Source organism: Pedococcus cremeus, from assembly GCF_900111375.1.
Lineage (GTDB): Bacteria > Actinomycetota > Actinomycetes > Actinomycetales > Dermatophilaceae > Pedococcus_A > Pedococcus_A cremeus.
Map to the genome: position 1 here is coordinate 150,992 of NZ_FOHB01000002.1, position 26,298 is coordinate 177,289.

The following is a 26,298-nucleotide window of genomic DNA, read 5'->3' on the forward strand; positions in this document are numbered from 1 at the left end:
CTGCCGGCACCTGCTCGGCCGATGTCACGGGACCTGCACCGCCCACGGTGACGGTGCCCACCCGCCGCAGCCGGCGGGCCAGCTCGCAGGCCGAGCCCTGGGCGTCCTCCGAGGGTACGAGCGCGACCACGTGGCCGTCGTGCTCGCCGACGATCGAGCCGGAGCCGGCGGCGGCGTGCGCGGACATCAGGAGGGAACGCCGGGGAGTGTCACCGTCACCGGCGGCCACGAGCACCACGTGGGGGCGAGTGGGGTCGACCCCGTTGGCGCGGGCCCGGGAGTGCAGCGAGGTGGTGTCGCCGCGGCCGGTGATGAGGTCGGAGACCAGGTCGGTGCGCACGCGCTGCTCGGCGTCGGCGGCGGCCCGTTCGAACAGGAGGACCAGCGCCGAGACGACGGCCGCCCGCTCGAGGGTCCGCTGGTCGGCGTCGTCGAGCTCGTCGATGCCGCCGAGCACCAGCACGCCCATCTGGGAGTGCGAGGCCTGCACCCCGATGGCCCAGGTCTGCCCGTGCCGTGCCAGCCGTCCGGTGCGCATGGTCTCGAGCACCGCCGGGCTCGACCCGAGGCTGCCCGGGTCCGGGCCACCGTCCAGACGACCGTCGGCACCACCGTCCGGCTCGCCGTTTCGCGCGCCGGAGAGGCTGAGCACCTCGCCGTCGTCGCCCATGAGCACGACCCACCCGCCGAGGAGGTCGGCGAGGGCCGCGGTGATGTCCTCGACGCCACCGCCCTCGAGCACCAGGGCGGCGAACCGGTCGTGGGCGGCGGCCGCGCGCTCGACGCCGGCGGTGTGGCGGCGCACGAGGTCGTGTGCCTCTGACAGCTGCGCCAGCGCGTCGGCCGTCTCTGCCGCAGCACGGGTCTGCACGATCGACACGGCGGCGAGGGCGGCCAGTGACGCGAGCAGCGCCACCTGGTCGGGGCTGAACGGGCGGGGCGAGCGGTTCGCGGCGAACAACACCCCGAGGAACTCGCCCTCGGCCAGCAGCGGTGTGCCGCAGATGGCCACCAGGCCCTCGTCGCCGACCGCGCTGTCGATGGGGCCGGTGTGCGCGAACCGGGCGTCGTGGAAGTAGTCGGCCGTCCAGTACGGCTTGCGGCTCTTGGCCACCAGGCCGCCGAGGCCGTCGCCGAAGGACAGGCGCACCACCTGGAACTCGGCGCTCACCGAGCCGTCGGTGGCGCGCATGTAGGTGTCGCCGGCCTCGGGGTCGTAGAGCGTGAGGTAGGAGACGTCGGTGCCGATCAGCGAGCGGGCCCGGCGCACGATGGCGTCGAGCACGCCTGAGGGGTCGCGCAGGGCGGCGAGGTCGCGGGCGGTCTCGACCAGGGCGGTCAGCTCCGCCTCCCGGCGGCGGCGGGACTCCAGCGCCGCGCGCACCCGCAGCGCCAGCTCACGGGCCTCGCCGTCGCCGTCCTCGACCGAGGAGAGCTCAGCGACCGTGGCGCCCTCCGCGAGGAGACGCAGCAGGCGCAGGGCGGCGGCCTCGTTGCTGTCCATCGGCGCGAGTCTAGGTGGGGCGCCGACGGCGGCATCCGTTCGGTGGTCGGGGCGTGTCACGGGTCAGTGGGCGGTCCAGCCGCCATCCATCGTGAACGAGCTGCCCGAGACGGAGGCTGCCGAGGGCCCGCACAGGAAGGCGACGAGGTCGGCCACCTCGGCGGGCTCGATGAGGCGCTTGACGGCCACGGGGGCGAGCATGACCTTCTCGACCACCTCGTCCTCACCGATGCCGTGGCTGAGGGCCTGGTCGGCGATCTGGCGCTCCACGAGTGGGGTGCGCACGTAGGCGGGGTTGACGCAGTTGCTGGTGACGCCGTGGGCAGCGCCCTCCAGGGCGGTCACCTTCGACAGGCCCTCGAGGCCGTGCTTGGCCGACACGTACGCGGCCTTGTAGGCGCTCGCCCGCAGGCCGTGCACGCTGGAGATGTTGACGACGCGGCCCCACTGCGCGGCATACATGTGGGGGAGCGTCCGCCGCACGAGCCGGAACGGCGAGGTGAGCATCAGGCGGATGATGAGGTCCCACGTCTCGGTCGGGAACTCCTCGATCGGGCTGACGTGCTGGATGCCCGCGTTGTTCACGAGGATGTCGACGTCCGCCGGCAGCGCGTCGACCGCGTCGAGGTCGGAGAGGTCGGTCGGCAGCGGCGTCACGGCGCCCAGGTCGGCGAACTGGTCCAGCCCCTCGGCGTCGCGGTCGACGGCGTACACCTTCGCTCCGGCCTCGGTGAGCCGCGCGACACAGGCGGCTCCGATGCCACTCGCGGCTCCGGTGACGAGGGCGGAACGCCCGGTGAGGTCGAGGAGCGCAGCGGGCTCGGTCGTCGGCGACATGCGCGGAACACTAGGTAGGGACCCCGGCCGCGAAGATGTGCGCCGGCCCCACAGTTGTGCCCGGTCCTGTGTGGTGCGGCTCCCGGGGAACGCCGCGTCCCGCTCCGCGCGCCGCCCGCCGAGAACACTTGTACGGTGGCAAGGGTTCGGGTGCTGGTCCGTCCGGCGCGGACCGCGGAAGGAGTGGGCAGCCAGTGAGCGCAGAGACGGGCATACAGATGGGCACACAGACAGGCACGCAGATGGATGCAGGACGCAGCGCGGGACGGCGGGTGGTGGTGGTCACCGGTGCCAGCGGCGGTATCGGGCGTGCGACCGCCAGGGCGTTCGCCGCCCGGGGTGACGCCGTCGCCTTGCTGGCGCGCGGTGACGAGGGGCTCGAGGGCGCTGCCCGCGACGTCGAGGCGGCCGGCGGCACGGCCCTGGTCGTGCCCGTCGACGTGGCGGTCGCCGACGAGGTCGAGCAGGCGGCGGCCAGGGTCGAGGAGCAACTCGGGCCCATCGACACCTGGGTCAACGTGGCGTTCTCGTCGGTGTTCGCGCCGTTCTGGGAGATCAGCCCCGAGGAGTTCGCCCGCACCACGGAGGTGACCTACCTCGGCTACGTCTACGGCACGATGGCGGCCCTGCGCCGCATGCGTCCGCGCAACCGCGGCACCATCGTGCAGGTCGGCTCCGCCCTCGCCTACCGCGGGATCCCGCTGCAGAGCGCCTACTGCGGCGCCAAGCACGCCACCCAGGGCTTCCACGAGGCGCTGCGCTGTGAGCTGCTCCACGAGGGCAGCGAGGTGCGCGTGACGATGGTGCAGATGCCGGCCGTCAACACCCCGCAGTTCTCCTGGGTGCTCTCCAGGTTGCCGCACCAGGCCCAGCCGGTGCCCCCGATCTACCAGCCCGAGGTGGCCGCCAAGGCGGTCGTGTATGCCGCGGACCACCCGAAGCGGCGCGAGTACTGGGTCGGGGGGAGCACGGTGGGCACCCTCCTGGCGAACGCCGTCGCGCCTGGGCTCCTCGACCGCTACCTGGCCCGGACCGGGTTCTCCTCGCAGCAGACCGACCAGCCGCGGAAGCCCGACCAGCCGAAGAACCTGTGGGAGCCGGCCGACGAGCACCATGACTTCGGTGCGCACGGCCGGTTCGACGACCGGGCCACCGGGCGCAGCTTCCAGCTGTGGGCGTCGCAGCACCACGGCACCGTCCTGGCCGCGGCCGGCGCCGCCGTGGGCGGTCTCGTCGCGGCGACGCGGGCGGTCCGCCGCTGACGGGCGGTCCGCCGCTGACGGGCGGTCCGCCGCTGACGGGCGGCGCGTATAGGGTCCCCGGCCCGTCCCTCCCGCGGAACTAGGCTTCCGCCATGGCCACGGGTGAAGGGGTTGTGACCGAGGTTCCGGACGAGGATGTGGACGCCACGATCGGTGCGTCCCTGGCGCTGCTGGGCGTCGTCGTCCGATCGCTCGGCAGCGCGCTCGAGCAGGTGACGCTGCCGCAGTACCGCGCCCTCGTCGTCATCGCCGAGCACGGGCCGCTGCGCAGCGGCGACCTCGCCGAGCAGCTGGGCGTGCACCAGTCGACGATGACCCGCACCGTCGACCGGCTGGTCGCGGGCGGCTGGGCCGCCCGGCAGGTCAGCCCCGACAGCCGCAGGGAGGTGATGGTCGGCCTCACCGGCAGGGGGCACGACCTCGTTGCCCAGGTGATGGAGCAGCGACGGCGGGAGGTGGCGCAGGTGCTCGCACGCGCCGGTGAGAGCGACCGGCGCGCCATCCGCACCGGTCTCGCCGCCTTCGCGGCAGCGGCGGGGGAGCCGGAGCCGGGGGAGCTGCGCTCGCTGGGCCTGTAGCCCGCCGCGCTGGAGCCCGCCCCGGCCGGCCTGGCGCGTCAGATGTCGCGGAAGGTCTCGATGGTGGCGCCGAGGGCGTTGAGGCGCTCGGCGAGGTCCTCGTAGCCGCGGTTGATGACGTAGACGTTGCGCAGCACGGACGTGCCGGGGGCCGCCAGCATGGCGAGCAGCACGACCACACCGGGCCGCAGCGCCGGCGGGCAGATGACCTCCGCGGCGCGCCACCGGGTCGGGCCCTCGATCATCACTCGGTGGGGGTCGAGCAGCTGCACCTTGGCGCCCACCTTGGTGAGCTCGGTCAGGTAGATCGCGCGGTTCTCGTAGACCCAGTCGTGGATCATCGTCGTGCCCTCGGCGCAGGCGGCGATGAGGGCGAAGAACGGCAGGTTGTCGATGTTGAGGCCGGGGAACGGCATCGGGTGGATCTTGTCGATCGGCGCGTGCAGCGGCCCGGGCATCGTGGTGAGGTCGACGAGGCGGGTGCGGCCGTTGGCCGAGAGGTACTCGTCGGTGATGCCGTACTTCATGCCCATGCCCTCGAGCGTCGCGAGCTCGATCTCGAGGAACTCGATGGGCACGCGCCGGATGGTGATCTCGGAGTCGGTGACGACCGCGGCGGCGAGCAGGCTCATCGCCTCGATCGGGTCCTCCGACGGGGAGTACTCGACGTCGACGTCGATGGTCCTGCGGCCCCGCACGGTGAGGGTGGTCGTGCCGATGCCCTCGATCTCGACCCCGAGCTCCTGGAGGAAGAAGCACAGGTCCTGGACCATGTAGTTGGGGCTGGCGTTGCGGATGACGGTCTCGCCCTCGTTCCGGGCGGCCGCGAGCAGCACGTTCTCGGTGACCGTGTCGCCGCGCTCGGTGAGCACGATGGGCTTGCCGGGCACGATCTGGTGGTTGACCGAGGCGTCGTAGAAGCCGCCGGTGGCCGTCACGCCGAGGCCGAAGGAGCGCAGGGCGGCCAGGTGCGGCTCGACGGTGCGGGTGCCGAGGTCGCAGCCGCCCGCGTAGGGCAGCGCGAACTGGTCGAGCTCGTGCAGCAGCGGGCCGAGGAACATGATCACGGTGCGGGTGCGCCGGGCCGCGGCGACGTCGATGGCCGACAGGTCGAGCTGGGCGGGCGGCGTGATCTCGAGGTCGTTGCTGTCCGGCAGCCAGCGGGTGCGGACGCCGATCGAGGTCAGCACCTCGAGGATGCGGTTGACCTCCTCGATGCGGGCCAGGTTGCGCAGGGTGGTGCGGCCCTTGTTGAGCAGCGAGGCGCACAGCAGGGCGACTGCGGCGTTCTTCGAGGTCTTGACGTCGATGGAGCCCGACAGGGGAGTGCCACCGATGATCCGCAGGTGCTGCGGGCCGCTGTGCCCGAGCGAGACGAACTCGCTGTCGAGGCTCTCGCCGATGCGGGCCAGCATCTCAAGGCTGAGATTCTGCTTGCCCTGCTCGATGCGGGCCACCGCGCTCTGGCTGGTGCCGAGGGACTCCGCGAGCTCGTTCTGCGTCATGCCCTTGTGGCGGCGGGCGTCGCGGATGAGGGTGCCGATGCGCGTCAGGTAGGTCGAAGTCACGGCGACGAAGGTAACTCACATATGAGATAAATGCACACCCGCCACGCCGGCGGTTGTGACGGAGGGCTCCGGGAGAGCGGCCGTCGCCGCGGTGTCCATGACCACCGCTGCCCGGGCCAGGCGGGCGAGCTGCGGCTGCACGGGGCGTGCTGCCACGGCCATCACCCGCAGCAGCGTACGCGGGACGTGCCGTGGGCTGCCGACGGAGCTCACCGTTCGGGCGAGCTGGTAGTCCCCGACGAGAACCACGTCAGCCTCCCCGAGCCACTGAATCGCCGGCACGTCGTCAGTACTTCCCGCACCTTCCGTTGGCCCCATGGTGCGGCGGGCCCGCTGACCGGTGCGACCGGCACCTGTCCTAGGCACCGCGCCCGTGTCAGGCGCCGTAGGGCTTCACCGGAGCGGGGTAGGAGTCGATGTCGGCATCGGTCCCGGGGCGGAAGTCGTGGAAGGCCACCAGCGGGAAGGCGCTGTCGCCGGTGACGACCACGAGTCCACGGGCGTCGACACAGGTCGCGGTCCAGGTCCGGTCGCCCGCCGACCCGAGGCCCAGCGGCTCCCCGTCGAGCGCCCGGAGGGCGGTCGACGTCTCGGCGTCGACGGCGCAGTCGAGCACGCCGACTGGGGACTCCACGCTCGCCGTGCCCACGGCGTACCCCTCCTTGCGGGCACCCTCGAAGAGGTCGAAGGAGACCTCCTGCGAGGACTCCAGCAGGGCCAGCTGCATCAGCGCGGAGTCGCTGAGGTTGTCGAACAGGTGCGGCTTGCCCTCGGGGTCCTCGTCGCCGGTGACGCGCACGCACTCGTCACCGAGGCACAGCACGGCCGCACGCCCTCCGAGGCCGAACACACCCTTGCCCTTCTCACCGGGCCGCAGGGGCTCGACGTGCACCTCCAGGGCGGTGCTGCCTCCGGCGCCGAACCGCAGCCGGGCGTGGTCGCTGCGGTGGGCGTACTCGGCCGGCCCGAAGAACGACTCCACGGTAGCGGTGAAGTCGCGCCGCGCTGCGGCGCCGGCCCGCCGCCGCAGGTCCGCGACGTCGTCGTCGGTGGCCGGGCGCAGGTCTTCCAGCACGGGCTTCCAGCCCTGCCAGGCACCCGCTGCCACGGTGAGGGGGCCCCACGCCGTGCCCGCGGTGGCCGTTCTGGTTGCGGTGGTGTACGGGGTGACGGACGGACGGGCGCTCGAGGCGGCGGCTGTGGTGGCTGGGGCGACGGGCGCCGACCTGCCGCTCGGGTCGGCCGTGGGCTGCCGCAGGCAGGCGGACAGCCCGCCGGCGAGGGCCATGACCGCGGTGGCCGCGATGCGGCGGGTGCGCGTCGGTGTCACCTGCCGGACTCTGTCAGCGCGGGACCGCAGGGGTGGCTGGTTCCCTGGGTCGTGGTCCGTTCGGCCGAGAGACGGACGTGGCCGGCACACCTGGGGTGAGGTGTGCCGGCCACGTGCCCGGCTGCGTCCGTCAGGCGGGGACGCTGGCGGCTCCCGGCGGCAGGAAGCGCTTGCCGGTCACCTTCTCGGAGATGCCCTCGCGGTCCAGCAGGGGCGTGATGCCTCCGTTGGGGAACTGGAAGTTGGCTCCGGAGATCATCGCGAGGTCGATGTCCATCGGCGCCTGGGCGACGCCCTCGTCGAGCATGCGCCGGATCTCGTCCGCCAGCACCGACAGGATGCGCTCGCGCACCTGGTCGGCCGTGAGCACCACGGGGTTGGCGGGCTTGTCGAAGAGCGCCTCCACCTCGGGGTCGACGACCGGCTTGCCCTCGGGCCAGATGTAGATGGCCGACTTCTTCGCCTCGACGACGCGACGCAGGTTCTCCGACACGTAGAAGCGGTCGGGGAAGGCCTTGGCGAGGGTCTCGTTGTTGTGCAGGGCGATGGCCGGCCCGACGAGGCCGAGCAGCACGAACGGCGGCATGGGGGACAGGCCCGCGAACGCGCGGTCGGCGACCTCGATGGGCGTGCCCTCGTCGACGATCTTGGCGACCTCGCCCATGAACCGGCCGAGCAGGCGGTTGACGATGAAGGAGGGAGAGTCCTTGACCAGGATCGTCGTCTTCTTCAACGTCTTGCCGGTGGCGAATGCCGTTGCGAGAGTGGCGTCGTCGGTGCGCTCACCCTTGACGATCTCGAGCAGCGGCATGATGGCGACCGGGTTGAAGAAGTGGAAGCCGACGACCCGCTCAGGGTGCTCCAGGTCCGCCGCCATCTCGGTGATCGACAGCGACGAGGTATTGGTGGCGAGCACGCACTCGGGTGAGACGATCGCCTCGACCTCGGCCCAGACCTGCTTCTTGACGCCCATCTCCTCGAAGACGGCCTCGATGACGAAGTCGGCGTCGGCGAAGCCGTCCTTGGAGGTGGAACCGGTCACCAGGGCCTTGAGGCGGTTGGCCTTGTCCTGGCCCAGCCGCCCCTTGGCGAGGAGCTTGTCGACCTCGCCCTGGACGTAGGCCACACCCTTGTCGACGCGCGCCTGGTCGATGTCGGTCATGACGACCGGCACCTCGAGCCGCTGGGCGAAGAGCAGTGCGAGCTGGCTGGCCATGAGGCCGGCACCCACGATGCCGACCTTGGTGACCGGACGCGCCAGCGCCTTGTCGGGCGCGCCCGCGGGCCGCTTGGCGCGACGCTGCACGAGGTCGAACGCGTAGAGGCCGGCGCGCAGCTCGTCACCCATGACCAGGTCGGCCAGCGCCTCGTCCTCGGCGGCGAACGCCTCGTCCCGAGTGGCGGTGCGAGCCGCCTCCACGAGCTTGAGCGCGCGGTACGGCGCAGGAGCCTTGCCACCGGTCTTGAGGTCGACCAGACCCTTGGCGGCCTTGAGGGCAGCCGCCCACTCCGCCTCGTCGCGCGAGACCTCCGGGCGTTGCACGGTGACTTCGCCGGAGACGACGCCCGCAGCCCAGCCCAGCGACTCCTCGAGGAAGTCTGCGGGCTCGAACATGGCGTCGGCCATGCCGAGCGAGAACGCCTGCGGGCCCTTGAGCATCCGGTTGAAGTTCATCGGGTTCTCGATGATGACCTTCAGCGCGTTGACCGGACCCACGAGGTTGGGCAGCAGGTAGCAGCCGCCCCAGCCCGGCACCAGCCCGAGGAAGGTCTCCGGCAGCGCCACGGCCGGCACGCCCGAGGAGATGGTGCGGTAGTCGCACGCCAGGGCGATCTCCACGCCACCGCCCATGGCGGCGCCGTTGACGAACGCGAAGGTCGGCACCGGAAGGTCCATGATCGCCCCGAAGGCGTGGTGCCCGGCGCGGGCGACGCCCAGCGCCATCTCGCGCTCAGCAGCCTGCGACACGGCCTTGAGGTCGGCACCGACAGCGAAGATGAACGGCTTGCCGGTGATGCCGACGGCCTGGATCTCACCGGCCTCCGCGCGGACCTGCAGCGCCTCGATGGCCGCCCGGACGTTCGCGATGCTCTGCGGCCCGAAGGTGTTGGGCTTGGTGTGGTCGAACCCGTTGTCGAGGGTGACCAGCGCCATCGTGCCGGCGCCGCCGGGAAGGGCGATGTCGCGCACGTGCGCGTGGGTCACGACCTCGGCGAAGTCCCCGCCGCCCCGGCGTGCTGCGGCCGTGGCGGCCGCCTTCTCCGCGGCGAGGTTGGTGCTGCTCGGTGCCTCGGTCATGCTGCGTTCTCCTTGCCGTAGTCGGCGTGGTGGGGGTTCTCCCAGATCACGGCTGCGCCCATGCCGATGCCGATGCACATGGCGGTCATGCCGTAGCGGACCTCGGGGTGCTCCTCGAACTGGCGGGCCAGCTGGTTCATGAGGCGGACGCCGGAGGAGGCCAGCGGGTGGCCGACGGCGATGGCTCCGCCGTACTGGTTGACCCGCTCGTCGTCGTCGGCGATACCGAAGTGGTCGAGGAAGGACAGCACCTGCACGGCGAACGCCTCGTTGAGCTCGAACAGGCCGATGTCCTCGATGGTGAGCCCGGCCTTCTTGAGCGCCTTCTCGGCGGCCGGCACCGGACCGATGCCCATGACCTCGGGCTCGACGCCGACGAAGGCGTAGTCGACCAGGCGCATCTTCACCGGGAGCCCAAGCTCCTCGGCGGCCTCGGCGCTGGCCAGCACGCAGGCGGTGGCCCCGTCGTTGAGGCCGGCGCTGTTGCCCGCGGTCACCTTGCCGTGCGGACGGAACGGCGTCTTCAGGCCGGCGAGGTCCTCGACGGTGGTGCCGGGGCGCGGCGGCTCGTCGGCGGTCGCGAGGCCGTAGCCCAGCTCGTCGTGGCGGGTCGCGACCGGCACCAGGTCGGGCTGGATCTGGTTGTTGGCGTAGGCCTTCGCGAGCTTGTCCTGCGAGCCGACGGCGAACGCGTCGGAGCGCTCCTTGGTCAGCTGGGGGAAGCGGTCGTGCAGGTTCTCGGCCGTCTTGCCCATGACCAGCGCAGAGGGGTCGACCAGCTTCTCGGCGACGATGCGCGGGTTGGGATCGACGCCCTCGCCCATCGGGTGGCGGCCCATGTGCTCGACACCGCCGGCGATGGCCACGTCGATCGCGCCGAAGGCGATGGAGGAGGCAGTGGTGGTCACCGCGGTCAGGGCGCCGGCGCACATGCGGTCGACGGAGTAGCCGGGCGTGGTGTTCGGCAGACCGGCCAGCAGGCTGGCCATGCGCCCGAGGGTCAGGCCCTGGTCGCCGATCTGGGTGGTGGCCGCGATCGCGACCTCCTCCACCCGCTCCGGCGGCAGGCCGGGGTTGCGGCGCATGAGCTCGCGGATGCATTTGATGACGAGGTCGTCGGCGCGGGTCTGGGCGTACATGCCCTTCTCCCCGGCCTTGCCGAACGGCGTCCTGACGCCGTCGACGAACACGACCTCTCGCAGAGTGCGGGGCACGGGTGGCCTCCTGGCTTGGTGGTCGGGTGGACGTCACCGGTTCGAGCCGGTGGCTTCCCACGATGCTACTTGCCGGTAACCGAGGCGTCAGGCACTCCCCGTCGTGAGAGCCGTCACCTCGCAGGGTGATGACCCGGTGATGGCCCGGTGATGGGCCGGGGCGGCCCGTCCGCTCCGCCGCCCGTGGCGTGCGGTGGTGGACGCACGGGCCTGCTGGGAGGGTGGGCGGGTGTTCGAGGGGTTCGTGGACGAGCGTGTCGACGTCGGCGAGTGGAGCTGCGGGTGCGGCACGGTGGCAGTGGTCCACCGGTGCTGCTCGTGCACGGCCACCCGCGCACGGGCGCGACGTGGCACCGCGTCGCCCCCGTGCTGGTCGAGCGCGGGTTCACCGTGGTCTGCCTGGACATGCGCGGCTACGGCGCCTCGGGCTGTGCGCCCGTGCGGCCCGACCACGCCCAGCAGAGCAAGCGCACCGTTGCCACCGACCTCCACGTCCTCATGCGGCGGCTCGGCCACGAGCGCTTCCACCTTGCCGGTCACGACCGCGGGTGCACCGTGGCCCTCCGCCTCGCCCTCGACCACCCGGACGCGGTGACCCGGTATGCCGCCCTGGACGGCATACCGGTCAGCGAGCACCTCGCCCGCGCGGACGCGACGTTCGCGCAGGCCTGGTGGCACTGGTTCTTCTTCGCGGTGCCGGAGAAACCTGAGCGAGCGATCCTCGCCGACCCGCAGGCGTGGTACGGCGCCACACCCGAGCACATGGGCCAGGAGGCGTTCGAGGAGTGGCGACGTGCGGTGCACGACCCCGACACGGTGCGCGCCATGCTCGAGGACTACCGGGCCGGTCTCGGTGTGGACCGGGCCGACGAGGAGGCGGACCGCGCCGCCGGGCACGTCGTGCGTTGTCCGACACTGGTGCTGTGGTCGAGCCGCGACGACCTCGCCGAGGCGCTCGCCGGCTTCTTCTCGGCTCCGTGAGGCTCCCGAAGCTCAGGTCTTGCAGCTCAAGGTCTCGAGGCTGCGGTCTCGAGGCCCTTCGGGGCTCAGGCGTCGGGGTTGGCGGCGAACGCGGCGGCCACCATGGGCGCCACGATCTCCACCTGCCACCGGCGCGCGCCGAGCGCGGTGAGGGCTGCGGCGAAGCCCTGCTCCGAGCGGTCCTGCGGCGGCGCCCAGATGACCCGGCGCAGCGGGTCGGGCGACATGACGTTCTCGACCGGCACGCCGTGCTCGTCGGCGAAGGCGGTGAGGGCGGCCCGCGCGGCGACCAGGCGCTCGGCGGCGACCGGGTCGCGGTCGGCCCAGGCCCGCTGCGGCGGCGGCCCGTCGGAGCGCAGGGTCAGTGGCGGCAGGTCCGCCTCGGGGATGGCGTGCGCGCGGCGGACCGCCTCGAGCCACTGCCGTTGGTAGCGCTGGATGGCGCGGTGGCCGCGGGGGAGGTCCTGGGCGGCCTTGGGCGCCGCCATCGCGAGCTCGACCAGCACGGCGTCGGGCATGACGCGGCCAGGCGAGACGTCGCGGTCCATGGCGATGCGGTCGCGGGTCTCCCACAGCTCGCGCACGATGGCCGCGCCCCGGCGCTGGCGCACCTTGTGCATGCCGGAGGTGCGGCGCCAGGGGTCCACGCGCGGACCCGGGCCGGTGAAGTCGAGCAGCGACTCGAACTCCTCACGGGCCCAGCCGGCCTTGCCCTGCCGGGCCAGGTCGACACCCATGAGGTTGCGCAGCTCCACCAGCACCTCGACGTCGAGGGCGGCGTAGAGCAGCCACGGCTCGGGCAGCGGCCGCGTCGACCAGTCGACGGCGGAGTGCTCCTTGGCGAGCGACAGCCCGAGGTAGTGCTCGACCACCGCGGCGAGCCCGACCCGGGGCAGGCCCAGCAGGCGGCCGGCGAGCTCGGTGTCGAAGAGCTGTCGCGGACGCAGCCCGACCTCAGCCAGGCAGGGCAGGTCCTGGGTGGCCGCGTGCAGGATCCACTCCGCGCCGCCGATGGCCTCGCCGACGGGGGAGAGGTCGGGCACTGCGATGGGGTCGATGAGCCAGGTTCCAGAGCCCTCGCGGCGCAGCTGGACGAGGTAGGCCCTCTGCCCGTAGCGGTAGCCGGAGGCGCGCTCGGCGTCGAGGGCGACGGGCCCCTCGCCGGCCCGGATCGCGTCGGCCGCCTCCATCAGGCGGCGCTCGTCGGTGACGACGTCGGGGACACCATCGGCCGGGGCGTCGAGCGGCGTCAACGCCGGCTCTGTCGCGGCCTCCACCTCTGTGGTCGCCGCGGGTTCCGATGGTGTCACGCGGCTAACCTACCGGCCACCCGCAACTCAGGTCAGCGTCGCTGCCCGGGCAGGGCGATGACGCCCTCGGGCAGCGGAGGCAGGCCGGCGATGGTGCAGAGCAGGTCGGACCACGCCTCGAGGTGGTCACCGAGGTTGCCGCCCAACGGAGTCCACGACGCGCGCACCTCCATCTCCACACTCGCGGGGCGGTCGGACAGGCCGGCGAACGACTCGGAGACGACGCGGGTCACCGTGCCGGCCTCGGCGGCATAGGCGAGGCCGTGGTCCTCGAGCGCGTCGATGAGCCACGACCACCCGACCGATCCCAGCATCGGGTCGCTCGACAGCTCCGGCTCGAGCTCGGCGCGCGCGAACGTCACCGCCCGCCACACGCCGTCCCACGGCTCGGGTGCCGAGGGGTCGTGCAGCAGCACGAACCGGCCGGAGGCCAGCTCCTCGTCGGAGCCGGCGGTCGCGACCTCGGCGGTGAGCGCCACGGCATACGGTGCGATGCGTTGCGGCGCCGGCACCTCGGTGACGCGAACCTCGGGGCGCAGTCGTGCGCCCCGCAGCTCGCTCAGCGCCTGTGCGAACTCGGGGGACTGGTCACCGGTGACCGATCTGCTGCCCACCAGGTCAGCGTATGCCGGGGGGCCGGCTTTGGGAGGTAGGCCGCGCCGTCCGTGTCGCGCGGTGCCGCGTCCTGCGGTGGGCGCCCGGGTGGATACGGTGCCGCCATGCTGTCGCTCCTCGCCCTCGCCTCGAGCGCCTGCTGGGGCACCTCCGACTTCTTCGCGGGCCTGAAGTCGCGGGACAGGGCGGCGGCGGCGGTGGTCGCGTGGTCGCAGGGCCTGGGGCTGGTCGCCATCTCCGTGGTGGTGCTGCTGCAGTGGCGCACGCTCACCTTCGACGGCTGGCCGCTGTGGTCGGTGGCGGCGGGACTGGCGGGCGCCGGCGGCCTGGTCTGCTTCTACTCGGCCCTGGGCAGCGGGACCATGGGCGTCGTCGCGCCGGTGGCGTCACTGGGTGTCGTGGTGCCGGTGCTGCTGGGCCTGCTCGGGGGTGAGCAGCCGGCGGCCAGTGCCTGGTTCGGGATGCTGCTGGCGGTGCTCGGCGTCGCCCTCGCCTCGGGGCCGGAGCTGTCCGGTGACGTGTCGCCGCGACCGGTGCTGCTGGCGAGCGTCGCCGCCGTCGGCTTCGGCTTCGCGCTCTACTGCCTCGACCGCGGCGCGCGCGAGTCGCTCCTCCACACGCTGTGGGGCATGCGGCTGACCTCCGTGCTGCTCTTCGTCGTCGCCGGGCTGGTGCTGCGCACCGCCGGTGGGATCGTGGCGCGTGAGGTGCCGGCGCTGTTCGCGATCGGCATCGGCGACCTGGTGGCCAACGGCCTGTTCGCGTTCGCGTCCTCTCGTGGGCTGGTGAGCGTGGCCAGCGTGCTCGGCTCGCTCTACCCGGTGGTGACGGTGCTGTGGGCGCGCTTCCTGCTGCAGGAGCGGCTGCGGCCGGTGCAGTCGGCCGGTGTGGTGATGACCCTCGTGGGTGTGGCCGTCATCGCCGCCTGACAGGAGGCGGCGGCCCGGCTCGGCGCACCCGGGCGGCGTGAAAGACTCGGGCCGTGACCGCCCCCCACATGCTCCACGACAGCAGGCTCGACGACAGCAACCTCGTGCGTGCCGCGCGGCAGCAGCCGGTGACCCACACGCCCGTGTGGTTCATGCGCCAGGCCGGCCGCTCGCTGCCGGAGTACCGCCGGGTGCGCGAAGGTATCCCGATGCTCGAGTCGTGCCGTCGCCCTGAGCTGGTCGCCGAGATCACCCTGCAGCCGGTGCGCCGTCACGGCGTCGACGCGGCGATCTTCTTCTCCGACATCGTGGTGCCGCTGGCCGCCGTGGGGGTCGACCTCGACATCAAGCCCGGCGTCGGTCCGGTGGTGGCCGAGCCGTTCCGGACCCGCGCCGACCTCGACCGGCTGCCCGAGCTGACGCCGGAGCACGTGTCGTACGTGACCGAGGCGGTGCAGATCCTCACCCGCGAGCTCGGTGACACGCCGCTCATCGGCTTCGCGGGCGCGCCGTTCACCCTGGCCTCCTACCTCGTCGAGGGTGGCCCCAGCAAGAACCACGAGCACACCAAGGCGCTCATGTACGGCGACCCGCAGCTGTGGCACGACCTGTGCGCGCGGCTGGCGCAGATCTCGGGTGCGTTCCTGCGCGTCCAGGCGTCCGCCGGCGCCTCTGCGGTCCAGCTGTTCGACTCGTGGGTCGGTGCCCTGCCTCGCGCCGACTACGAGCGCTTCGTGCAGGAGCACTCGGCTGCCGCGCTGGCCGCCGTGGACGACCTCAGCGTGCCCAAGATCCACTTCGGGGTCGGCACCTCCGAGCTGCTCCCGGCCATGGGTGCGGCCGGCGCCGACGTCGTGGGGGTCGACTTCCGGATCTCCCTCACCGACGCGCTCGCGCGCCTCGGCGGCCGGTATTCCGTGCAGGGCAACCTCGACCCGGCGCTGCTCTTCGCGCCGTGGGAGGCCCTCGAGGCCAAGGTCCGCGAGATCGTCGAGCAGGGACGCCAGGCGCCGGGCCACATCTTCAACCTCGGCCACGGCGTGCTGCCGGAGACCGACCCCGACGTGCTGACCCGGGTCACCGCGCTGGTCCACGAGCTCAGCGCGCGCTGAGCCACGCCGCTGGCTCAGCGCGGGCTGAGCCAGGCCGCCGTGTCGGGCGGCAGGTGACCGTCACGGCCGAGGGGACCGCTGGCGAGGAGCACCTCTCCCTCCGGGAGCGGCTCCGGGTGCTCGCCGAGGTTGACCGCGAGGCGCAGGCCGGGTCGCTCGGCGACGAGCAGCCCCTCGCCCTGGACCGACGCCGTGGCTGGGTCGTCCGGGCTGAGCCGGCCCTCGGCGTGCAGACGTCGACGCAGGGCCAGGGCAGTCCGACAGAGCTCGAGTGACGACGCGGGGCCGCCGGCCTGCGCCTGCACCGAGAGCTCGCCCCAGCCGTCGGTGGGCACCGGCAGCCACGGCTGCGCCGACGATGACGAGAACCCGTGCGTCCCGCCGGGGTCCCTCGTCCACGGCAGCGGCACGCGAGCCCCGTCACGGGTCACCCCGGACCGCAGCCACGCCGGGTCCTGCCGGGCTCCGACGGGCACGTCCACCTCGGGTAGCCCGAGCTCCTGGCCCTGGTAGAGGTAGGCGGAGCCGGGCATCCCCAGCACCGCGAGCAGCGCGGCCCGGGCCCGGGCGGCACCGCGAGGGCCGCCGCCGTAGCGGGTGGGGGTCCGCACCACGTCGTGGTTCTCGACGACCCAGGTCACGGGCGAGCCGGTGCGCCGGGCCGCCTCCAACAGGCCGGTGGCGGCCTCGCACCACGCCCTCGCCTCCCAGGGCGCAGCCAGGAACGCGAACGCGAAGGCCTGGTGCAGCTCGTCGGGCCGGACGTAGCGTTCCGCGCGCTCCGGCACCAGGTTGACCTCGCCGACGAGCACCCGTTCGGGGGAGTACCCCTCGCAGATCCGGCGCCACCGCCGGTAGACGTCGTGCACCTCGTCGCGGTCGCAGGCCAACGGGTTGCCGCGCAGGCGCATCGGCTCGATCGACGCGGGGTCCTCGTGGTCGGGCAGCCCCTCGGCCTTGAAGAGCCCGTGCGCGACGTCGATGCGCACGCCGTCGGCCCCGCGGTCGAGCCAGAAGCGCAGGGCGTCGTCCATGAGCTCGGCGGTCGCCGGGTGGCGCCAGTTCCAGTCCGGCTGCTCGGGCGCGTAGAGGTGGAGGTACCACTCGCCGGGCGACCCGTCCGGCTCCGTGACCCGTGTCCAGGCGGGCCCGCCGAAGACGCTCGGCCAGTTGTTCGGCGGCAGCTCGCCGCCTGCGCCGCGGCCCGGCCGGAAGAGGAAGCGCTCCCGCTCGGGGCTGCCCGGCCCCGCGGCGAGCGCCGCTCGGAAGGCAGGGTGCTCCGACGAGCAGTGGTTGGGCACCAGGTCGACGATGACGCGCAGCCCCAGCCGGTGCGCGCTCGCGACGAGGGAGTCGAAGTCGGCGAGCGTGCCGAACAACGGGTCGACGTCGCGGTAGTCGCTCACGTCGTAGCCGTGGTCGGCCTGCGGCGAGCTCTGGAACGGTGTCAGCCACACGGCATCCGCCCCGAGGCCGGCGACGTGTTCGAGGCGGCCGGTCACGCCCGCCAGGTCACCCACGCCGTCGCCGTTCAGGTCGGCGAACGAGCGTGGGTAGACCTGGTAGACGACGGCGGACCGCCACCAGCCTGCTCCTGCTGTGCCCACGGACTGCTCACCCATGGGCAGCGAGTCTGTCAGCCGGCAGCCGTGACGGCAGGCTGGGTGCGGCGCGCGCGGCGCCGGCGCACGCCCCACCACACCGGCAGCCCGATGACCAGGGCGAGGACCAGGAAGGGCAGCAGGGCGCCGACGACAGTCAGCAGCGCCGCGACCGAGGAGGTGAAGGCACGCCAGCCGGAGGTGAGCCCGGCGAGGAAGCCGGTGGCCTCGTGTGGCTTCGGCTTCACCACCGTGGCGACGGCGGCGAGGCTGACCTGGATGGGGGAGCGGGCCACCCGGTCCTTAAGCGAGGCCAGCTGCGCCTCGAGGGCCTCGAGGTCGGCCTCCCGGCGGCTCAGCTCCGACTCGAGGGTGACGACCTGGGCGATGTCGGTGGCCTTGGTCATCAGGGCCCGCACCCGGTCGACGCTGGCGCGCATGGTCTCGACGCGGCTCTGGGTGTCGACGTACTCGTCGCGCACGTTGTCGCTGGCGCTCTGCCGCCGGACGACGGTGCCGACCCGGGCGAGCGAGTCCAGGGCCCGGTCGAGGCGGTCCGCGGGGACGGAGATCGTGATCTCGCCGTACGTCGTCGGGGTCGCCGCGCTGTCCGGCTGGACCGGCCCGTCGCCACCGTCGCCGATGTTCTCGCTGAGGACGATCCCCTCGTTCGCGGCGCTGATCGACCGCACCGAGGCGGCAGCGGCCTCGATGCCCTTGACCTTCAAGGCCATCGAGGCGCTGCGCGCGAGGTACTCGGTCGAGGCGGCCACCGCCGCCGGGTCCACGCGACCGCTGCTGCCGGTGGCCTTCCCGCCGGCCTTCGGAGCCGCCGGCTTCGCCGACCCGCCCGCCTCCGACTGCGCCTGACCGGAGGCCGCGTCGCGGCCGGCGGCGGACGACGACGAGCCGCTGTCAGAGCCGCTGCAGGCGCCGACGAGGAGGAGGGCGGCGATCCCGACCGAGAGCGCGGCGGTGGTCTGCTGTCGACGACGGTTGGCTTTCATGGCGGCCCCCTGGGCTGACGCGGTTGACGCGGGCTGGACATCTCTTCGATGCGGCGGGGGAGCCCCACGTTCCCACCCCGCGGTGTCGAATCGGTCACGGGCTTGGCACAGTTGGGACATGTCCAGCGCGCGGGTGATCGTCGTCGGAGGAGGCATCTCGGGCCTGGCAGCTGCCTGGGAGCTCTCGCAGCGCCTGCCAGGAGCGCACATCCGCGTCCTCGACGCGTCGGACCGTCCCGGTGGCAAGCTGCGCCTCGCGTCGATCGCCGGGCAACGGATCGACGTCGGTGCCGAGTCGATGCTGGCTCGCCGACCTGAAGCCGTCGGCCTCGTCGAGGAGATCGGTGCCGCAGACCTGCTCACGCACCCGGCGACGACGGCGGCCAACGTGTGGTCGCGGGGCCGGCTGCACCCGTTGCCGAAGGGCACGCTCATGGGTGTCCCCGGCGTCGTGGAGACGGCTCGCGGCCTGCTGACCGACGACGAGGTCGACCGAGCCGCCCACGAGGAGCCCTGGACCGGCGGGCCGCTCGAGGACGACGTCGCGGTCGGCGACTACGTGGGTGCGCGGCTGGGCAGCGCGGTGGTCGACCGGCTCGTCGAGCCGCTGCTCGGTGGCGTGTATGCCGGGCACGCCCGCCGTCTGTCCCTGCAGGCCTGCGTGCCGGGCCTGTTCGAGGTGGCACGCTCGGGCGGCAGCCTCACCGCCGCGGCCCGCGCTGCCGCCGCTGCGGGGGCGGCCAACCCGGCTCCCGTCTTCGCGGGCGTCGTCGGAGGAATGGGCCGGTTCGCCGAGCTGCTCGTCGACGCCCTTCGCGCTCGCGGGGTGGAGGTCTGCTCCGGCGTCATCGCCCGCGAGCTGCGCCGCCGATCCGGCCGTGGCTGGACCATGGTGACCGGCCCGCGGCCCGCGCCCGAGTCCATCGACGCCGACGCGGTGGTGCTGGCCGTGCCGGCGACGCCGACGTCGCGCCTGCTGGGCGAGCACGCCCCCGAGGCCGCGGAGGAGCTGGCCGGCATCGAGTACGCGTCGATGGCGATCGTCACGCTGGCCGTCGCCAGGGAGGGGCTCGGCGAGCTGCCGGGCTCGGGCTTCCTCGTGCCGCCGGTCGACGGCCGCGGCATCAAGGCCAGCACCTTCTCCTCGGCGAAGTGGCCGTGGGTCGACCAGCTCTCCGACGAGGCCTTCTTCGTGCGGGCGTCCGTGGGCCGGGCCGACGAGGAGGCCGACCTGCAGCGCCCGGACGAGGAGCTCGTGCGGCTCGCGGCGCGGGAGGTGAGCGAGGCCCTCGGGCGAACGCTGCCCCCGGTGCTCGATGCGCAGGTCCAGCGGTGGGGCGGTGGGCTCCCGCAGTATGCGGTGGGCCACCGGGCCCGCGTCGCCCGCGTGCGGGCGTCCGTCGCCGACCTGCCCGGGCTGGAGGTGGCCGGGGCGGCCTACGACGGCGTCGGCATACCGGCCTGCATCGCCAGCGGCCGGACTGCTGCGGAGGCGGTCGCCACCCACCTGACCGGCGCCGGCGAAGAAGGGTGACAATGGGGTCATGACCGGCAAGCCCTCCCCGTCGCGCATCCGCGAGATCAACGCCTCCATCCGCTACGCCATGTGGTCCGTCTTCGCCGTGACCGCCCCGCTCGGCGACGAGCGGGACGTCATGGCCAAGGAGGTCGACGAGCTCTTCGCCGAGCTGGAGGCCGAGGGTGTGGTGACCCGCGGTGTCTACGACGTCGGCGGCCTGCGCGCTGAGGCCGACTTCATGGTGTGGTGGCACGCGGAGCGCATCGAGGACGTCCAGGGCGCCTACCGCCGGTTCCTGAAGACCCGGTTCGGGCAGCTGCTGGAGCCGACCTGGTCGGCCGCCGCCCTGCACCGCCCGGCGGAGTTCAACAAGAGCCACATCCCGGCCTTCCTCGCCGACGAGGAGCCGAAGAAGTTCATCAGCGTCTACCCGTTCGTGCGCTCCTACGAGTGGTACCTCCTCGAGGACAAGGAGCGCCGCGACATGCTGCGCGAGCACGGCCAGATGGCGCGCGAGTACCCCGACGTGCGGGCCAACACCATCGCCTCGTTCGCGCTGAACGACTACGAGTGGGTGCTGGCGTTCGAGGCCGACGAGCTGTACCGCATCGTCGACCTGATGCGCGAGCTGCGTGCCGCCCGGGCCCGGCTGCACGTGCGCGAGGAGATCCCGTTCCACACCGGCCGTCGGGTCGAGGTCGGCGAGCTGCTGCAGTCCCTCCGCTGAGGACGGCGAGGGGACGCGGGTGACTGGCCCCGGTCCCCGGGTGGACCACCCCCGGTGGCCCGCCCTGAGTGACCCCCTGAATGGCCCCCCGGGTGGGCCGCCGCGAATGACCCCGAGTGACCCCCCGAGTGACACCGGAGTGACCATGGTGCCGTGCTGACGGCGCGACGACACTGCTCCTAGCGGCGTCCCGTGTGGCGCCGCCGCAGCAGGGGTCACCAGATCGCTCAGGAGGTCCCCGCATGGAGAAGGTTGCCGTATCCGTCATGCCCATCACCGACATGGGCGGCTTGAAGCAGTTCACCGACGAGATCTCGTCGGGGTCTCGCGCCGAGGCGCACCGTGAGTTCCTGCGCCGCGTCGGGGTCTCCGCGGAGCGCGCGTACGTCCAGCCGACGCCCATGGGCGACCTCATGGTGCTCGTCTGGGAGGGGGTGGACCAGGCGGAGATGAACGAGCGCTTCGGTGACATGGTGCAGAACCCGCAGAGCGACCACGAGCGTTACCTGAAGGACGTCGTCATCCCCAAGATCCACGGCGTCGACCTGTCGCAGCCGCCGCCTCCTCCGACGCAGCAGTTCACCACCGTCACGACCTGACCCCTCCCGGCCCCAGTCACGAGGTTGGCCGTCGCCGGCGCCGACGGGCCTCGGCTCCTTCCACTCAGGTTTCTCTCAGATAGCGGGAGCACGCTCGGCCCCGTGCCTGCGTTCACCTTCGGCAGCGTGTTCACCACGTGGGTCGCCTCACCGGTCGGCATCGGGCTCTCCGTCGCGCTGGTGGCGTCCTACGGGGCGGGGATCGTCGCCGGTGCCCGGCGGGGCACCGGCGTGCCGGTCCTGCGCGCCATCGTCTTCCTCGTGCTGGGCGTCGGCTCGCTGCTGCTGGCGGCTGACGGGGGGCTGGCGGCGTACCGCGACACCTCGTTCCCGGCTGCCGCCGCGCAGTCGGCGGTGCTGGCTGCGATCACACCGATCGGCCTCGCCCTCGGGGACCCCGTGGGGGTGGTCAGACGGGCGCTCGGCGAGGAGCGGGCCCAGCCGGTGCTGAGGGTGTTGAGCGGGAAGGTCGCCCGAGTGGTGATGTTCCCGCTGCTGGCGTCGGTCGTCGCCACCGCGCTGCACCTCCTGCTGTTCGTGACGCCCTGGTTGGCGGAGTCCCTCGCGCACGCGTGGGTGCGCGAGCTGACCTACCTCGTGCTGCTCGGCACCGGCCTGCTCTTCGTCATGCCACTGCTCGCCGACGAGCTGGTCCCCGCCTGGTGCACCCCGCCGCTGCGGGCGCTCATCGGGTTCGCCGACGGACTCCTGGACGCCGTGCCCGGAGTGGTGGTGATGGCCTCGCCGGCCCTGCTCGGTGCGCCCGTCGCGGCCTACCTGGCGGCAGCCGACCCGATGTACCAGCAGCGCGTCGGCGGCACGGCGATGTTCGCGATCGCCGAGTGCGTGGGCCTGCCGCTCCTGGCCGCGACCGTGGTGGCCTGGGTCCGTTACGACGCCAAGGAGGCCGCAGCCGTCGACGCGGCCCTCGACGCGGAGCGACTTCGGCGCCGGGCCGCCGCGGTGGCCGATGGAGCGGTGCTCGACGGTGTCGCGGTGGATGGGTCGGTCACACGGGACGTGGAGGCCGAGCTCGATCGTCCCTGGTGGGAGACCGACCCCCGCTTCACCCGCCGGGCGCCCCACGGAGGTGACCCGGCAGGCGCCACCGACGCATGAGTGGCAGCGTCTGGGGCATGAGTGCGAGCGTCGACCTGACCCGTTTCGTCACCGCCCAGGAGGACGGTGGCACCTACGCCTCGGCCCTGCGTGAGCTGCGCGGCGGCCGCAAGACGGGGCACTGGATGTGGTTCGTCTTCCCGCAGGTCGCCGGGCTGGGGCGCAGTGAGACGGCCCGCTTCTACGCCCTGTCCGGGGTGGAGGAGGCGAGGGCCTACCTCGCGCACCCGACGCTGGGGCCCCGGCTCCTCGAGTGCGCGGACACGCTGGCCGGCCTGAACACCCCCGACCCGGTGTCGGTGCTCGGCAGCATCGACGCGATGAAGCTCCGCTCGTCGATGACCCTCTTCGCCCAGGCGGCGGAGACGGACGAGGACCGCGCGAGGTTCCGCGCGGTCCTCGAGAGGTTCTACGGCGGCGCCGAGGACCCGGAGACGCTGCGCCGCCTCTGAGCCGACCCGTCAGGCTCCCAGTCCGGCGTCGCGGGCCCGGGCGACCGCCTCGGCCCGGCCGGCGACCTGGAGCTTGGCGAACACGTTGGAGACGTGGTTGCGCACGGTCTTGTCACTGACGAACAACCGCCGCGCGATCTCGGCGTTGGTCAGCCCCCGGGCGACGAGGTCGAGCACCTCCCGCTCGCGGTCGGTGAGGTCCGGGAACGGCGTGGCCGTCACCGAGCCGCCGCCGGAGAAGTAGGCCAGCACGCGGGGCGCGATCCCGGCCGAGAAGACCACCTGGCCCTGGCTCACGCTCTCCAGCGCGCGGGCGATCTCGGCCCGGTCGGCGCCCTTGAGGAGGTAGCCCCGTGCACCCGCGCGCAGTGCGGCGAAGACCGACTCGTCGCCGTCGAGCATGGTCAGCACCAGCACGGCGACGCCCGGGTCGGCCGCCGTGATGGCGCGGGTCGCGTCGACCCCGTTGAGCACCGGCATGTGCAGGTCCATGAGCACGACGTCCGGCGCCAGCTCGTGGGCCAGGCGCACGGCCTGCTCGCCGTTGTCGGCCTCGCCCACCACCTCGGAGTCCGGCAGGGTGGCCAGGACGGTGACGAGCCCCTCGCGGTAGAGCGGGTGGTCGTCCACGACCAGGACGCGGACGGTCATGCGGGTGCTCCTCTCCGGGCGCCGAGCGCCGCCTCGTCCGTCACGAGGGGCACCACAGCCATGACCGTCGTGCCCCGGGCGCCGGAGGTGACCTCCAGCGTGCCGCCCACCTCCTCGGCGCGCAGGCGCATTGACGAAAGCCCGAGGCCCAGCGCGCGAGACTCCTCGGCCGGGAGGCCGGTGCCGTCGTCGGCCACCGAGACGCGAAGGACGCCGTTCCTGACGGCCGCGGTGAGGCAGACCGTGGTGGCGCCGGCGTGCCGCACCGCGTTGCTGACCGCCTCGCCGGCGATCCGGTATGCCGCGACCTCCTGCGCTGCGGGCATGGCCGGTAGCGTCTCGACATGGGCGCGCACCGTCGTACGAGCCGTGGCGAGCCGAGCCGCCAGCTCCTCCAGGGCCGGACCGAGGCCAAGCTCGTCGAGCAGGGGCGGGGTGAGCTCGTGGGCCAGTGCCCGCACGCTCTCGACGGCCCCGGACAGCCGTGTGACCAGCCGGCCGAGGATGGCGAGCGAGGCCTGGGGGTCGCTGGCCGCCAGCTCGCGAGCGGTCTCGGCCTGCAGGGCCAGCGCCGCCAGGGTGGGACCGACGTCGTCGTGCAGGTCGTGGCGCAGCCGTCGCCGTTCCGCCTCGCGGGCGAGGGCCGCAGCCTCACGCGCCGACTGGGCCTCCCGTGACAACAGGACGGTGTGCGCCGCGACGGACGCCTGGGCCGCCAGGCCCTCGAGGAGCTGCTGCTCGCCGGCGGCGAACCCTCCCTGACGCCACAGCGCGAGGTGCCCGACCGGCCGCCCCGCGTAGTCGAGGCGGGTGTCCAGCGCAGCCTCACCCGTTGGGTTGCCGTGGTCGGCGGTGCTGCCGTCGGCCAGCACCAGGCGGGCGCCGTCGGCGCGCAGCACCCGGCACACCTGCGTCAGCACCGAGGGCACGACCCGCTCGGCGAGCTCGTCCGGGGTGGAGGCCGCCTCCAGCTGGCGCCCCACGCGGGCCAGCGCCGCGTGGGGCTCGTCGACGTCGCCGTGGACGAGGCGGTTGACCCGCGGCCGCACGTACTGGTGCAGGGCCAGGGCCGCGAAGGCGGCGATGAGCGCGGAGGCCGCCGACACCGTGCCCTCGGCTGCTGCCAGGGAGGGCACGGAGCCCAGGAGCCGGATGGTCACCTCGAAGACCACGACGACCGACACGGCGAGGGCGGCATACAGCAACGAGCGGGAGATGACGGTGTCGACCCCCCACAACCCGTGACGCAGGCAGGCGACGGCCGCGGCCACTGGCACGGGCAGCATCGCCAGGGCGGCGAAGGCCTCGGTGAGGCCGACGGGCAGCAGCTGGCCGACCCCGGCGACGGCCACCGTGAGGGCGAACCCGAGCCCGACCCACTTCAGCTGTTGCCGCTCCACCCCGGCCGAGCGCCGCCAGCGCAGGACGAGCGAGCTCGCCGACAGGGCCACGGCCGCCAGCACGAGCGCGCCGCCCACGGCGGAGAGAAGGGGGCTTGCCACGGCGGCGACGCCGACCGGGTTGACCGCGCCGGGCGGGAGCGAGCCGGGGAAGTCCTGCAGGTCGTAGGGCGTCAGGGCCCACTGGAGGGCGACGAACGCAGCTGCCGCGGTCCCTGTGGCCAAGCCCCACCGCCAGCGTGGCGCGACCACCTGGCCTTCCGGCAGCAGCTGGGGGAGGACAGCGAGGACGGCCACGTAGCCGGGCGCCCAGGCCCACGAGCCGACCCACAGCGCCCACTGCCAGCTGCCTGTCCCGCTCCAACCCCACTCCTGGCCCACGAGCGCCAGCCCCTGGGCCAGCCCGATCGCGGCCATGGTGCCGCGCAGCAACCGGGCGGGGGAGCGGCGCAGCAGGACCGCCATCGCCCCGTAGGCGATGGCGGCGGCCAGGCTCATCAGCCAGAAGGAGGGAGTCGGGGTGCGTCCCAGCGCGGCGTTGCCGGCGTGCAGGAGCGCGCCGACCAGCCCGGCCAGCACGGCCAGCACTCCCGCCACGACTCCCACGGCGGCCATTCTGGGGCGCGTGTCGTCCCGCCGTCACGGGACACCATGTCCCGTCGCAGGTCGTGACGCCGTGCTCTCACGACCGGGACAGCTCCGGGACGACGGTGTGGCGCATGACAACAACGCACTCGGCCCCCGAGCGGGCCACCCTCGACAGCACCGTCACGACGACCCCCGCAGGGCGGTCCGGTCGTCCCCCTGCCACCGCCATCGCCGCGGGAGCGCTCACGCTCCTCGTCGCCGGCTTCGGCGCCTACGGCGCCGTGTACTTCACCGGCCTCGACGGGTTCACCGACCTCGGGCTCACGTTCCTCGTGGCCTACGAGTTCCTCTCGGTCCTCGGCATCGTCTCGGCGATCGGGACCCTGCGGGGCCGGCCCCTGGCGCACGCCGGTCTCGTGCTCTACGCGACCTGGATGCAGGTGTTCACCGCCTTCAAGGTGGGCTACATCCACGAGACGCAGGCGATCCCGTTCGCGGTCGTGGGCCTCGCCGTCCTCGTCCTGTCACTCGCACCGGCGACCCGACGGTTCGTGGGGCGCTGACCCGCTGCCCCCGGGCGGTCTCGGGCCCTTTCCGGTCCGAGCCGCCTGGGGCGTCCGTGCGCCTCAGCCGGCCTTCGGCCGCAGTGTCATCGAGATCGAGTTGATGCAGTAGCGCTGGTCGGTGGGGGTGTCGTAGCCCTCGCCCTCGAACAGGTGCCCGAGGTGGCTGCCACAGGTGGCACAGCGGACCTCGACCCGGCGCATGCCGAGGCTGTTGTCCTCGATGTACTCGACGCTGTCCCCGGCGAGCGGGGCGTAGAACGACGGCCAGCCGCAGTGGCTGTCGAACTTGGTGTCGGAGGTGAACAGCTCCGCGCCGCAGGCCCGGCAGGCGTAGACGCCCTCGGTCTTGGTGTCGGTGTACTCGCCGACGAAGGGCCGTTCGGTGCCCGCCTGGCGCAGCACCTGGTACTCCGCCGGGTTGAGCTCGGCCCGCCACTCCTCGTCGGACTTCGAGACGGCGTAGCTGCGGTTGGTCTTCTCCATGCCTCTGCCAACCGTGCCGGGCCCGAGAACGTTCCCTGCCCTCGTGG

At 73.1% G+C, this 26,298-nt stretch carries 25 protein-coding genes; 11 read left to right on the forward strand and 14 right to left on the reverse strand.

The window, feature by feature from the left end:
• Together BMW78_RS04350 and BMW78_RS04355 are read right to left on the reverse strand one after the other, a co-directional pair.
• The coding region (locus BMW78_RS04350; protein ID WP_218144220.1) for a helix-turn-helix domain-containing protein at positions 1-1,504 on the reverse strand (1,504 nt) is incomplete at its 3' end.
• 63 nt (positions 1,505-1,567) lie between these two features.
• The gene (locus BMW78_RS04355; RefSeq protein WP_091756822.1) at positions 1,568-2,341 is read right to left on the reverse strand and encodes a 3-hydroxybutyrate dehydrogenase; all 774 of its coding nucleotides are present in this window, start codon (positions 2,339-2,341) and stop codon (positions 1,568-1,570) included.
• Positions 2,342-2,559: 218 nt separating this feature from the next.
• Between BMW78_RS04355 and BMW78_RS04360 the strand changes: the two genes are divergently transcribed.
• Both BMW78_RS04360 and BMW78_RS04365 read left to right on the forward strand, forming a co-directional pair.
• A complete protein-coding gene (locus BMW78_RS04360) occupies positions 2,560-3,603 on the forward strand; it encodes an SDR family oxidoreductase (RefSeq protein WP_245735656.1) in 1,044 nt (347 codons plus the stop codon).
• Positions 3,604-3,695: 92 nt separating this feature from the next.
• The gene (locus tag BMW78_RS04365; protein WP_091756826.1) at positions 3,696-4,181 is read left to right on the forward strand and encodes a MarR family winged helix-turn-helix transcriptional regulator; all 486 of its coding nucleotides are present in this window, start codon (positions 3,696-3,698) and stop codon (positions 4,179-4,181) included.
• A gap of 38 nt (positions 4,182-4,219) precedes the next feature.
• Here BMW78_RS04365 and BMW78_RS04370 read toward each other — a convergent pair whose 3' ends face one another.
• The 5 genes from BMW78_RS04370 to BMW78_RS04390 all read right to left on the reverse strand — a co-directional run bounded on the left by BMW78_RS04370 (position 4,220) and on the right by BMW78_RS04390 (position 10,592).
• Entirely contained in the window at positions 4,220-5,749 is a 1,530-nt protein-coding gene (locus BMW78_RS04370) for a helix-turn-helix domain-containing protein (protein ID WP_091756828.1), read from the reverse strand.
• 15 nt (positions 5,750-5,764) lie between these two features.
• The gene (locus tag BMW78_RS04375; protein WP_143056142.1) at positions 5,765-5,998 is read right to left on the reverse strand and encodes a hypothetical protein; all 234 of its coding nucleotides are present in this window, start codon (positions 5,996-5,998) and stop codon (positions 5,765-5,767) included.
• A gap of 127 nt (positions 5,999-6,125) precedes the next feature.
• Positions 6,126-7,079, reverse strand: coding sequence for a hypothetical protein (locus BMW78_RS04380; protein WP_091756832.1), 954 nt, complete (start codon positions 7,077-7,079; stop codon positions 6,126-6,128).
• Positions 7,080-7,209: 130 nt separating this feature from the next.
• Complete coding sequence (locus BMW78_RS04385) at positions 7,210-9,378, reverse strand: 3-hydroxyacyl-CoA dehydrogenase NAD-binding domain-containing protein (protein WP_091756834.1); 2,169 nt, start codon at positions 9,376-9,378, stop codon at positions 7,210-7,212.
• A complete protein-coding gene (locus tag BMW78_RS04390; RefSeq protein WP_091756836.1) occupies positions 9,375-10,592 on the reverse strand; it encodes a thiolase family protein in 1,218 nt (405 codons plus the stop codon). Before BMW78_RS04390 ends, BMW78_RS04385 begins: the two co-directional genes overlap by 4 nt.
• A gap of 282 nt (positions 10,593-10,874) precedes the next feature.
• Between BMW78_RS04390 and BMW78_RS04395 the strand changes: the two genes are divergently transcribed.
• Positions 10,875-11,573 carry an alpha/beta hydrolase gene (locus tag BMW78_RS04395; protein ID WP_245735657.1) on the forward strand — a complete coding sequence of 233 codons (699 nt, stop codon included), beginning with the start codon at positions 10,875-10,877 and terminating at the stop codon, positions 11,571-11,573.
• A gap of 65 nt (positions 11,574-11,638) precedes the next feature.
• On the opposite strand, the gene BMW78_RS04400 is transcribed toward BMW78_RS04395, so the two are convergent.
• Both BMW78_RS04400 and BMW78_RS04405 read right to left on the reverse strand, forming a co-directional pair.
• Complete coding sequence (locus BMW78_RS04400) at positions 11,639-12,883, reverse strand: HRDC domain-containing protein (protein ID WP_091756838.1); 1,245 nt, start codon at positions 12,881-12,883, stop codon at positions 11,639-11,641.
• A gap of 32 nt (positions 12,884-12,915) precedes the next feature.
• A complete protein-coding gene (locus tag BMW78_RS04405; RefSeq protein ID WP_091756840.1) occupies positions 12,916-13,497 on the reverse strand; it encodes a DUF3000 domain-containing protein in 582 nt (193 codons plus the stop codon).
• A gap of 105 nt (positions 13,498-13,602) precedes the next feature.
• On the opposite strand from BMW78_RS04405, the gene BMW78_RS04410 reads away from it, so the two are divergent.
• The gene (locus BMW78_RS04410) at positions 13,603-14,427 is read left to right on the forward strand and encodes a DMT family transporter (RefSeq protein WP_091756842.1); all 825 of its coding nucleotides are present in this window, start codon (positions 13,603-13,605) and stop codon (positions 14,425-14,427) included.
• 68 nt (positions 14,428-14,495) lie between these two features.
• The gene (gene hemE / locus BMW78_RS04415; protein ID WP_091757380.1) at positions 14,496-15,539 is read left to right on the forward strand and encodes a uroporphyrinogen decarboxylase; all 1,044 of its coding nucleotides are present in this window, start codon (positions 14,496-14,498) and stop codon (positions 15,537-15,539) included.
• A 14-nt stretch (positions 15,540-15,553) separates the two neighbouring features.
• Here the strand turns inward: hemE and BMW78_RS04420 are convergent, their stop codons facing one another.
• A complete protein-coding gene (locus tag BMW78_RS04420) occupies positions 15,554-17,161 on the reverse strand; it encodes a glycoside hydrolase family 13 protein (RefSeq protein WP_091757382.1) in 1,608 nt (535 codons plus the stop codon).
• 14 nt (positions 17,162-17,175) lie between these two features.
• Positions 17,176-18,147, reverse strand: a complete 972-nt coding sequence (locus BMW78_RS04425; protein ID WP_177180268.1) for a DUF4349 domain-containing protein — start codon at positions 18,145-18,147, stop codon at positions 17,176-17,178.
• A gap of 118 nt (positions 18,148-18,265) precedes the next feature.
• Here BMW78_RS04425 and hemG point away from each other — a divergent pair, with 118 nt between their 5' ends.
• The 5 genes from hemG to BMW78_RS04450 all read left to right on the forward strand — a co-directional run bounded on the left by hemG (position 18,266) and on the right by BMW78_RS04450 (position 22,563).
• A complete protein-coding gene (hemG, locus tag BMW78_RS04430) occupies positions 18,266-19,681 on the forward strand; it encodes a protoporphyrinogen oxidase (RefSeq protein WP_091756844.1) in 1,416 nt (471 codons plus the stop codon).
• A 10-nt stretch (positions 19,682-19,691) separates the two neighbouring features.
• Positions 19,692-20,393 (forward strand): hydrogen peroxide-dependent heme synthase, encoded by a 702-nt coding sequence (gene hemQ, locus BMW78_RS04435; RefSeq protein ID WP_091756846.1) that lies wholly within the window; start codon positions 19,692-19,694, stop codon positions 20,391-20,393.
• Positions 20,394-20,659: 266 nt separating this feature from the next.
• Entirely contained in the window at positions 20,660-20,992 is a 333-nt protein-coding gene (locus BMW78_RS04440) for a hypothetical protein (RefSeq protein ID WP_143056143.1), read from the forward strand.
• A gap of 102 nt (positions 20,993-21,094) precedes the next feature.
• On the forward strand, positions 21,095-22,111 hold the full coding sequence (locus tag BMW78_RS04445) for a cytochrome c oxidase assembly protein (RefSeq protein WP_177180269.1): 1,017 nt from the start codon (positions 21,095-21,097) through the stop codon (positions 22,109-22,111).
• A 17-nt stretch (positions 22,112-22,128) separates the two neighbouring features.
• Entirely contained in the window at positions 22,129-22,563 is a 435-nt protein-coding gene (locus BMW78_RS04450; protein WP_091756852.1) for a DUF1810 domain-containing protein, read from the forward strand.
• Positions 22,564-22,572: 9 nt separating this feature from the next.
• Here the strand turns inward: BMW78_RS04450 and BMW78_RS04455 are convergent, their stop codons facing one another.
• Positions 22,573-23,214 carry a response regulator gene (locus BMW78_RS04455; protein WP_091756854.1) on the reverse strand — a complete coding sequence of 214 codons (642 nt, stop codon included), beginning with the start codon at positions 23,212-23,214 and terminating at the stop codon, positions 22,573-22,575.
• Positions 23,211-25,220, reverse strand: coding sequence for a sensor histidine kinase (locus tag BMW78_RS04460; protein WP_143056144.1), 2,010 nt, complete (start codon positions 25,218-25,220; stop codon positions 23,211-23,213). Before BMW78_RS04460 ends, BMW78_RS04455 begins: the two co-directional genes overlap by 4 nt.
• A gap of 113 nt (positions 25,221-25,333) precedes the next feature.
• On the opposite strand from BMW78_RS04460, the gene BMW78_RS04465 reads away from it, so the two are divergent.
• Complete coding sequence (locus BMW78_RS04465; RefSeq protein ID WP_091756858.1) at positions 25,334-25,765, forward strand: hypothetical protein; 432 nt, start codon at positions 25,334-25,336, stop codon at positions 25,763-25,765.
• 63 nt (positions 25,766-25,828) lie between these two features.
• Here BMW78_RS04465 and msrB read toward each other — a convergent pair whose 3' ends face one another.
• Positions 25,829-26,251: a peptide-methionine (R)-S-oxide reductase MsrB gene (gene msrB / locus BMW78_RS04470; protein WP_091756860.1), complete on the reverse strand. Its 423-nt coding sequence runs from the start codon at positions 26,249-26,251 to the stop codon at positions 25,829-25,831.
• Positions 26,252-26,298: the final 47 nt, after the last annotated feature.

What these genes read in the sequence shown, in the direction of transcription:
- BMW78_RS04355 (WP_091756822.1), bottom strand. Translation starts at nt 2,341, where the DNA reads ATGTCGCCGACGACCGAGCCCGCTGCGCTCCTCGACCTCACCGGGCGT.
- BMW78_RS04360 (WP_245735656.1), top strand. Translation starts at nt 2,560, where the DNA reads ATGGGCACACAGACAGGCACGCAGATGGATGCAGGACGCAGCGCGGGA.
- BMW78_RS04365 (WP_091756826.1), top strand. Translation starts at nt 3,696, where the DNA reads ATGGCCACGGGTGAAGGGGTTGTGACCGAGGTTCCGGACGAGGATGTG.
- BMW78_RS04385 (WP_091756834.1), bottom strand. Translation starts at nt 9,378, where the DNA reads ATGACCGAGGCACCGAGCAGCACCAACCTCGCCGCGGAGAAGGCGGCC.
- BMW78_RS04410 (WP_091756842.1), top strand. Translation starts at nt 13,603, where the DNA reads ATGCTGTCGCTCCTCGCCCTCGCCTCGAGCGCCTGCTGGGGCACCTCC.
- hemE (WP_091757380.1), top strand. Translation starts at nt 14,496, where the DNA reads ATGCTCCACGACAGCAGGCTCGACGACAGCAACCTCGTGCGTGCCGCG.
- BMW78_RS04420 (WP_091757382.1), bottom strand. Translation starts at nt 17,161, where the DNA reads ATGGGTGAGCAGTCCGTGGGCACAGCAGGAGCAGGCTGGTGGCGGTCC.
- BMW78_RS04425 (WP_177180268.1), bottom strand. Translation starts at nt 18,147, where the DNA reads ATGAAAGCCAACCGTCGTCGACAGCAGACCACCGCCGCGCTCTCGGTC.
- hemG (WP_091756844.1), top strand. Translation starts at nt 18,266, where the DNA reads ATGTCCAGCGCGCGGGTGATCGTCGTCGGAGGAGGCATCTCGGGCCTG.
- hemQ (WP_091756846.1), top strand. Translation starts at nt 19,692, where the DNA reads ATGACCGGCAAGCCCTCCCCGTCGCGCATCCGCGAGATCAACGCCTCC.
- BMW78_RS04440 (WP_143056143.1), top strand. Translation starts at nt 20,660, where the DNA reads ATGCCCATCACCGACATGGGCGGCTTGAAGCAGTTCACCGACGAGATC.
- BMW78_RS04450 (WP_091756852.1), top strand. Translation starts at nt 22,129, where the DNA reads ATGAGTGCGAGCGTCGACCTGACCCGTTTCGTCACCGCCCAGGAGGAC.
- BMW78_RS04455 (WP_091756854.1), bottom strand. Translation starts at nt 23,214, where the DNA reads ATGACCGTCCGCGTCCTGGTCGTGGACGACCACCCGCTCTACCGCGAG.
- BMW78_RS04465 (WP_091756858.1), top strand. Translation starts at nt 25,334, where the DNA reads ATGACAACAACGCACTCGGCCCCCGAGCGGGCCACCCTCGACAGCACC.
- msrB (WP_091756860.1), bottom strand. Translation starts at nt 26,251, where the DNA reads ATGGAGAAGACCAACCGCAGCTACGCCGTCTCGAAGTCCGACGAGGAG.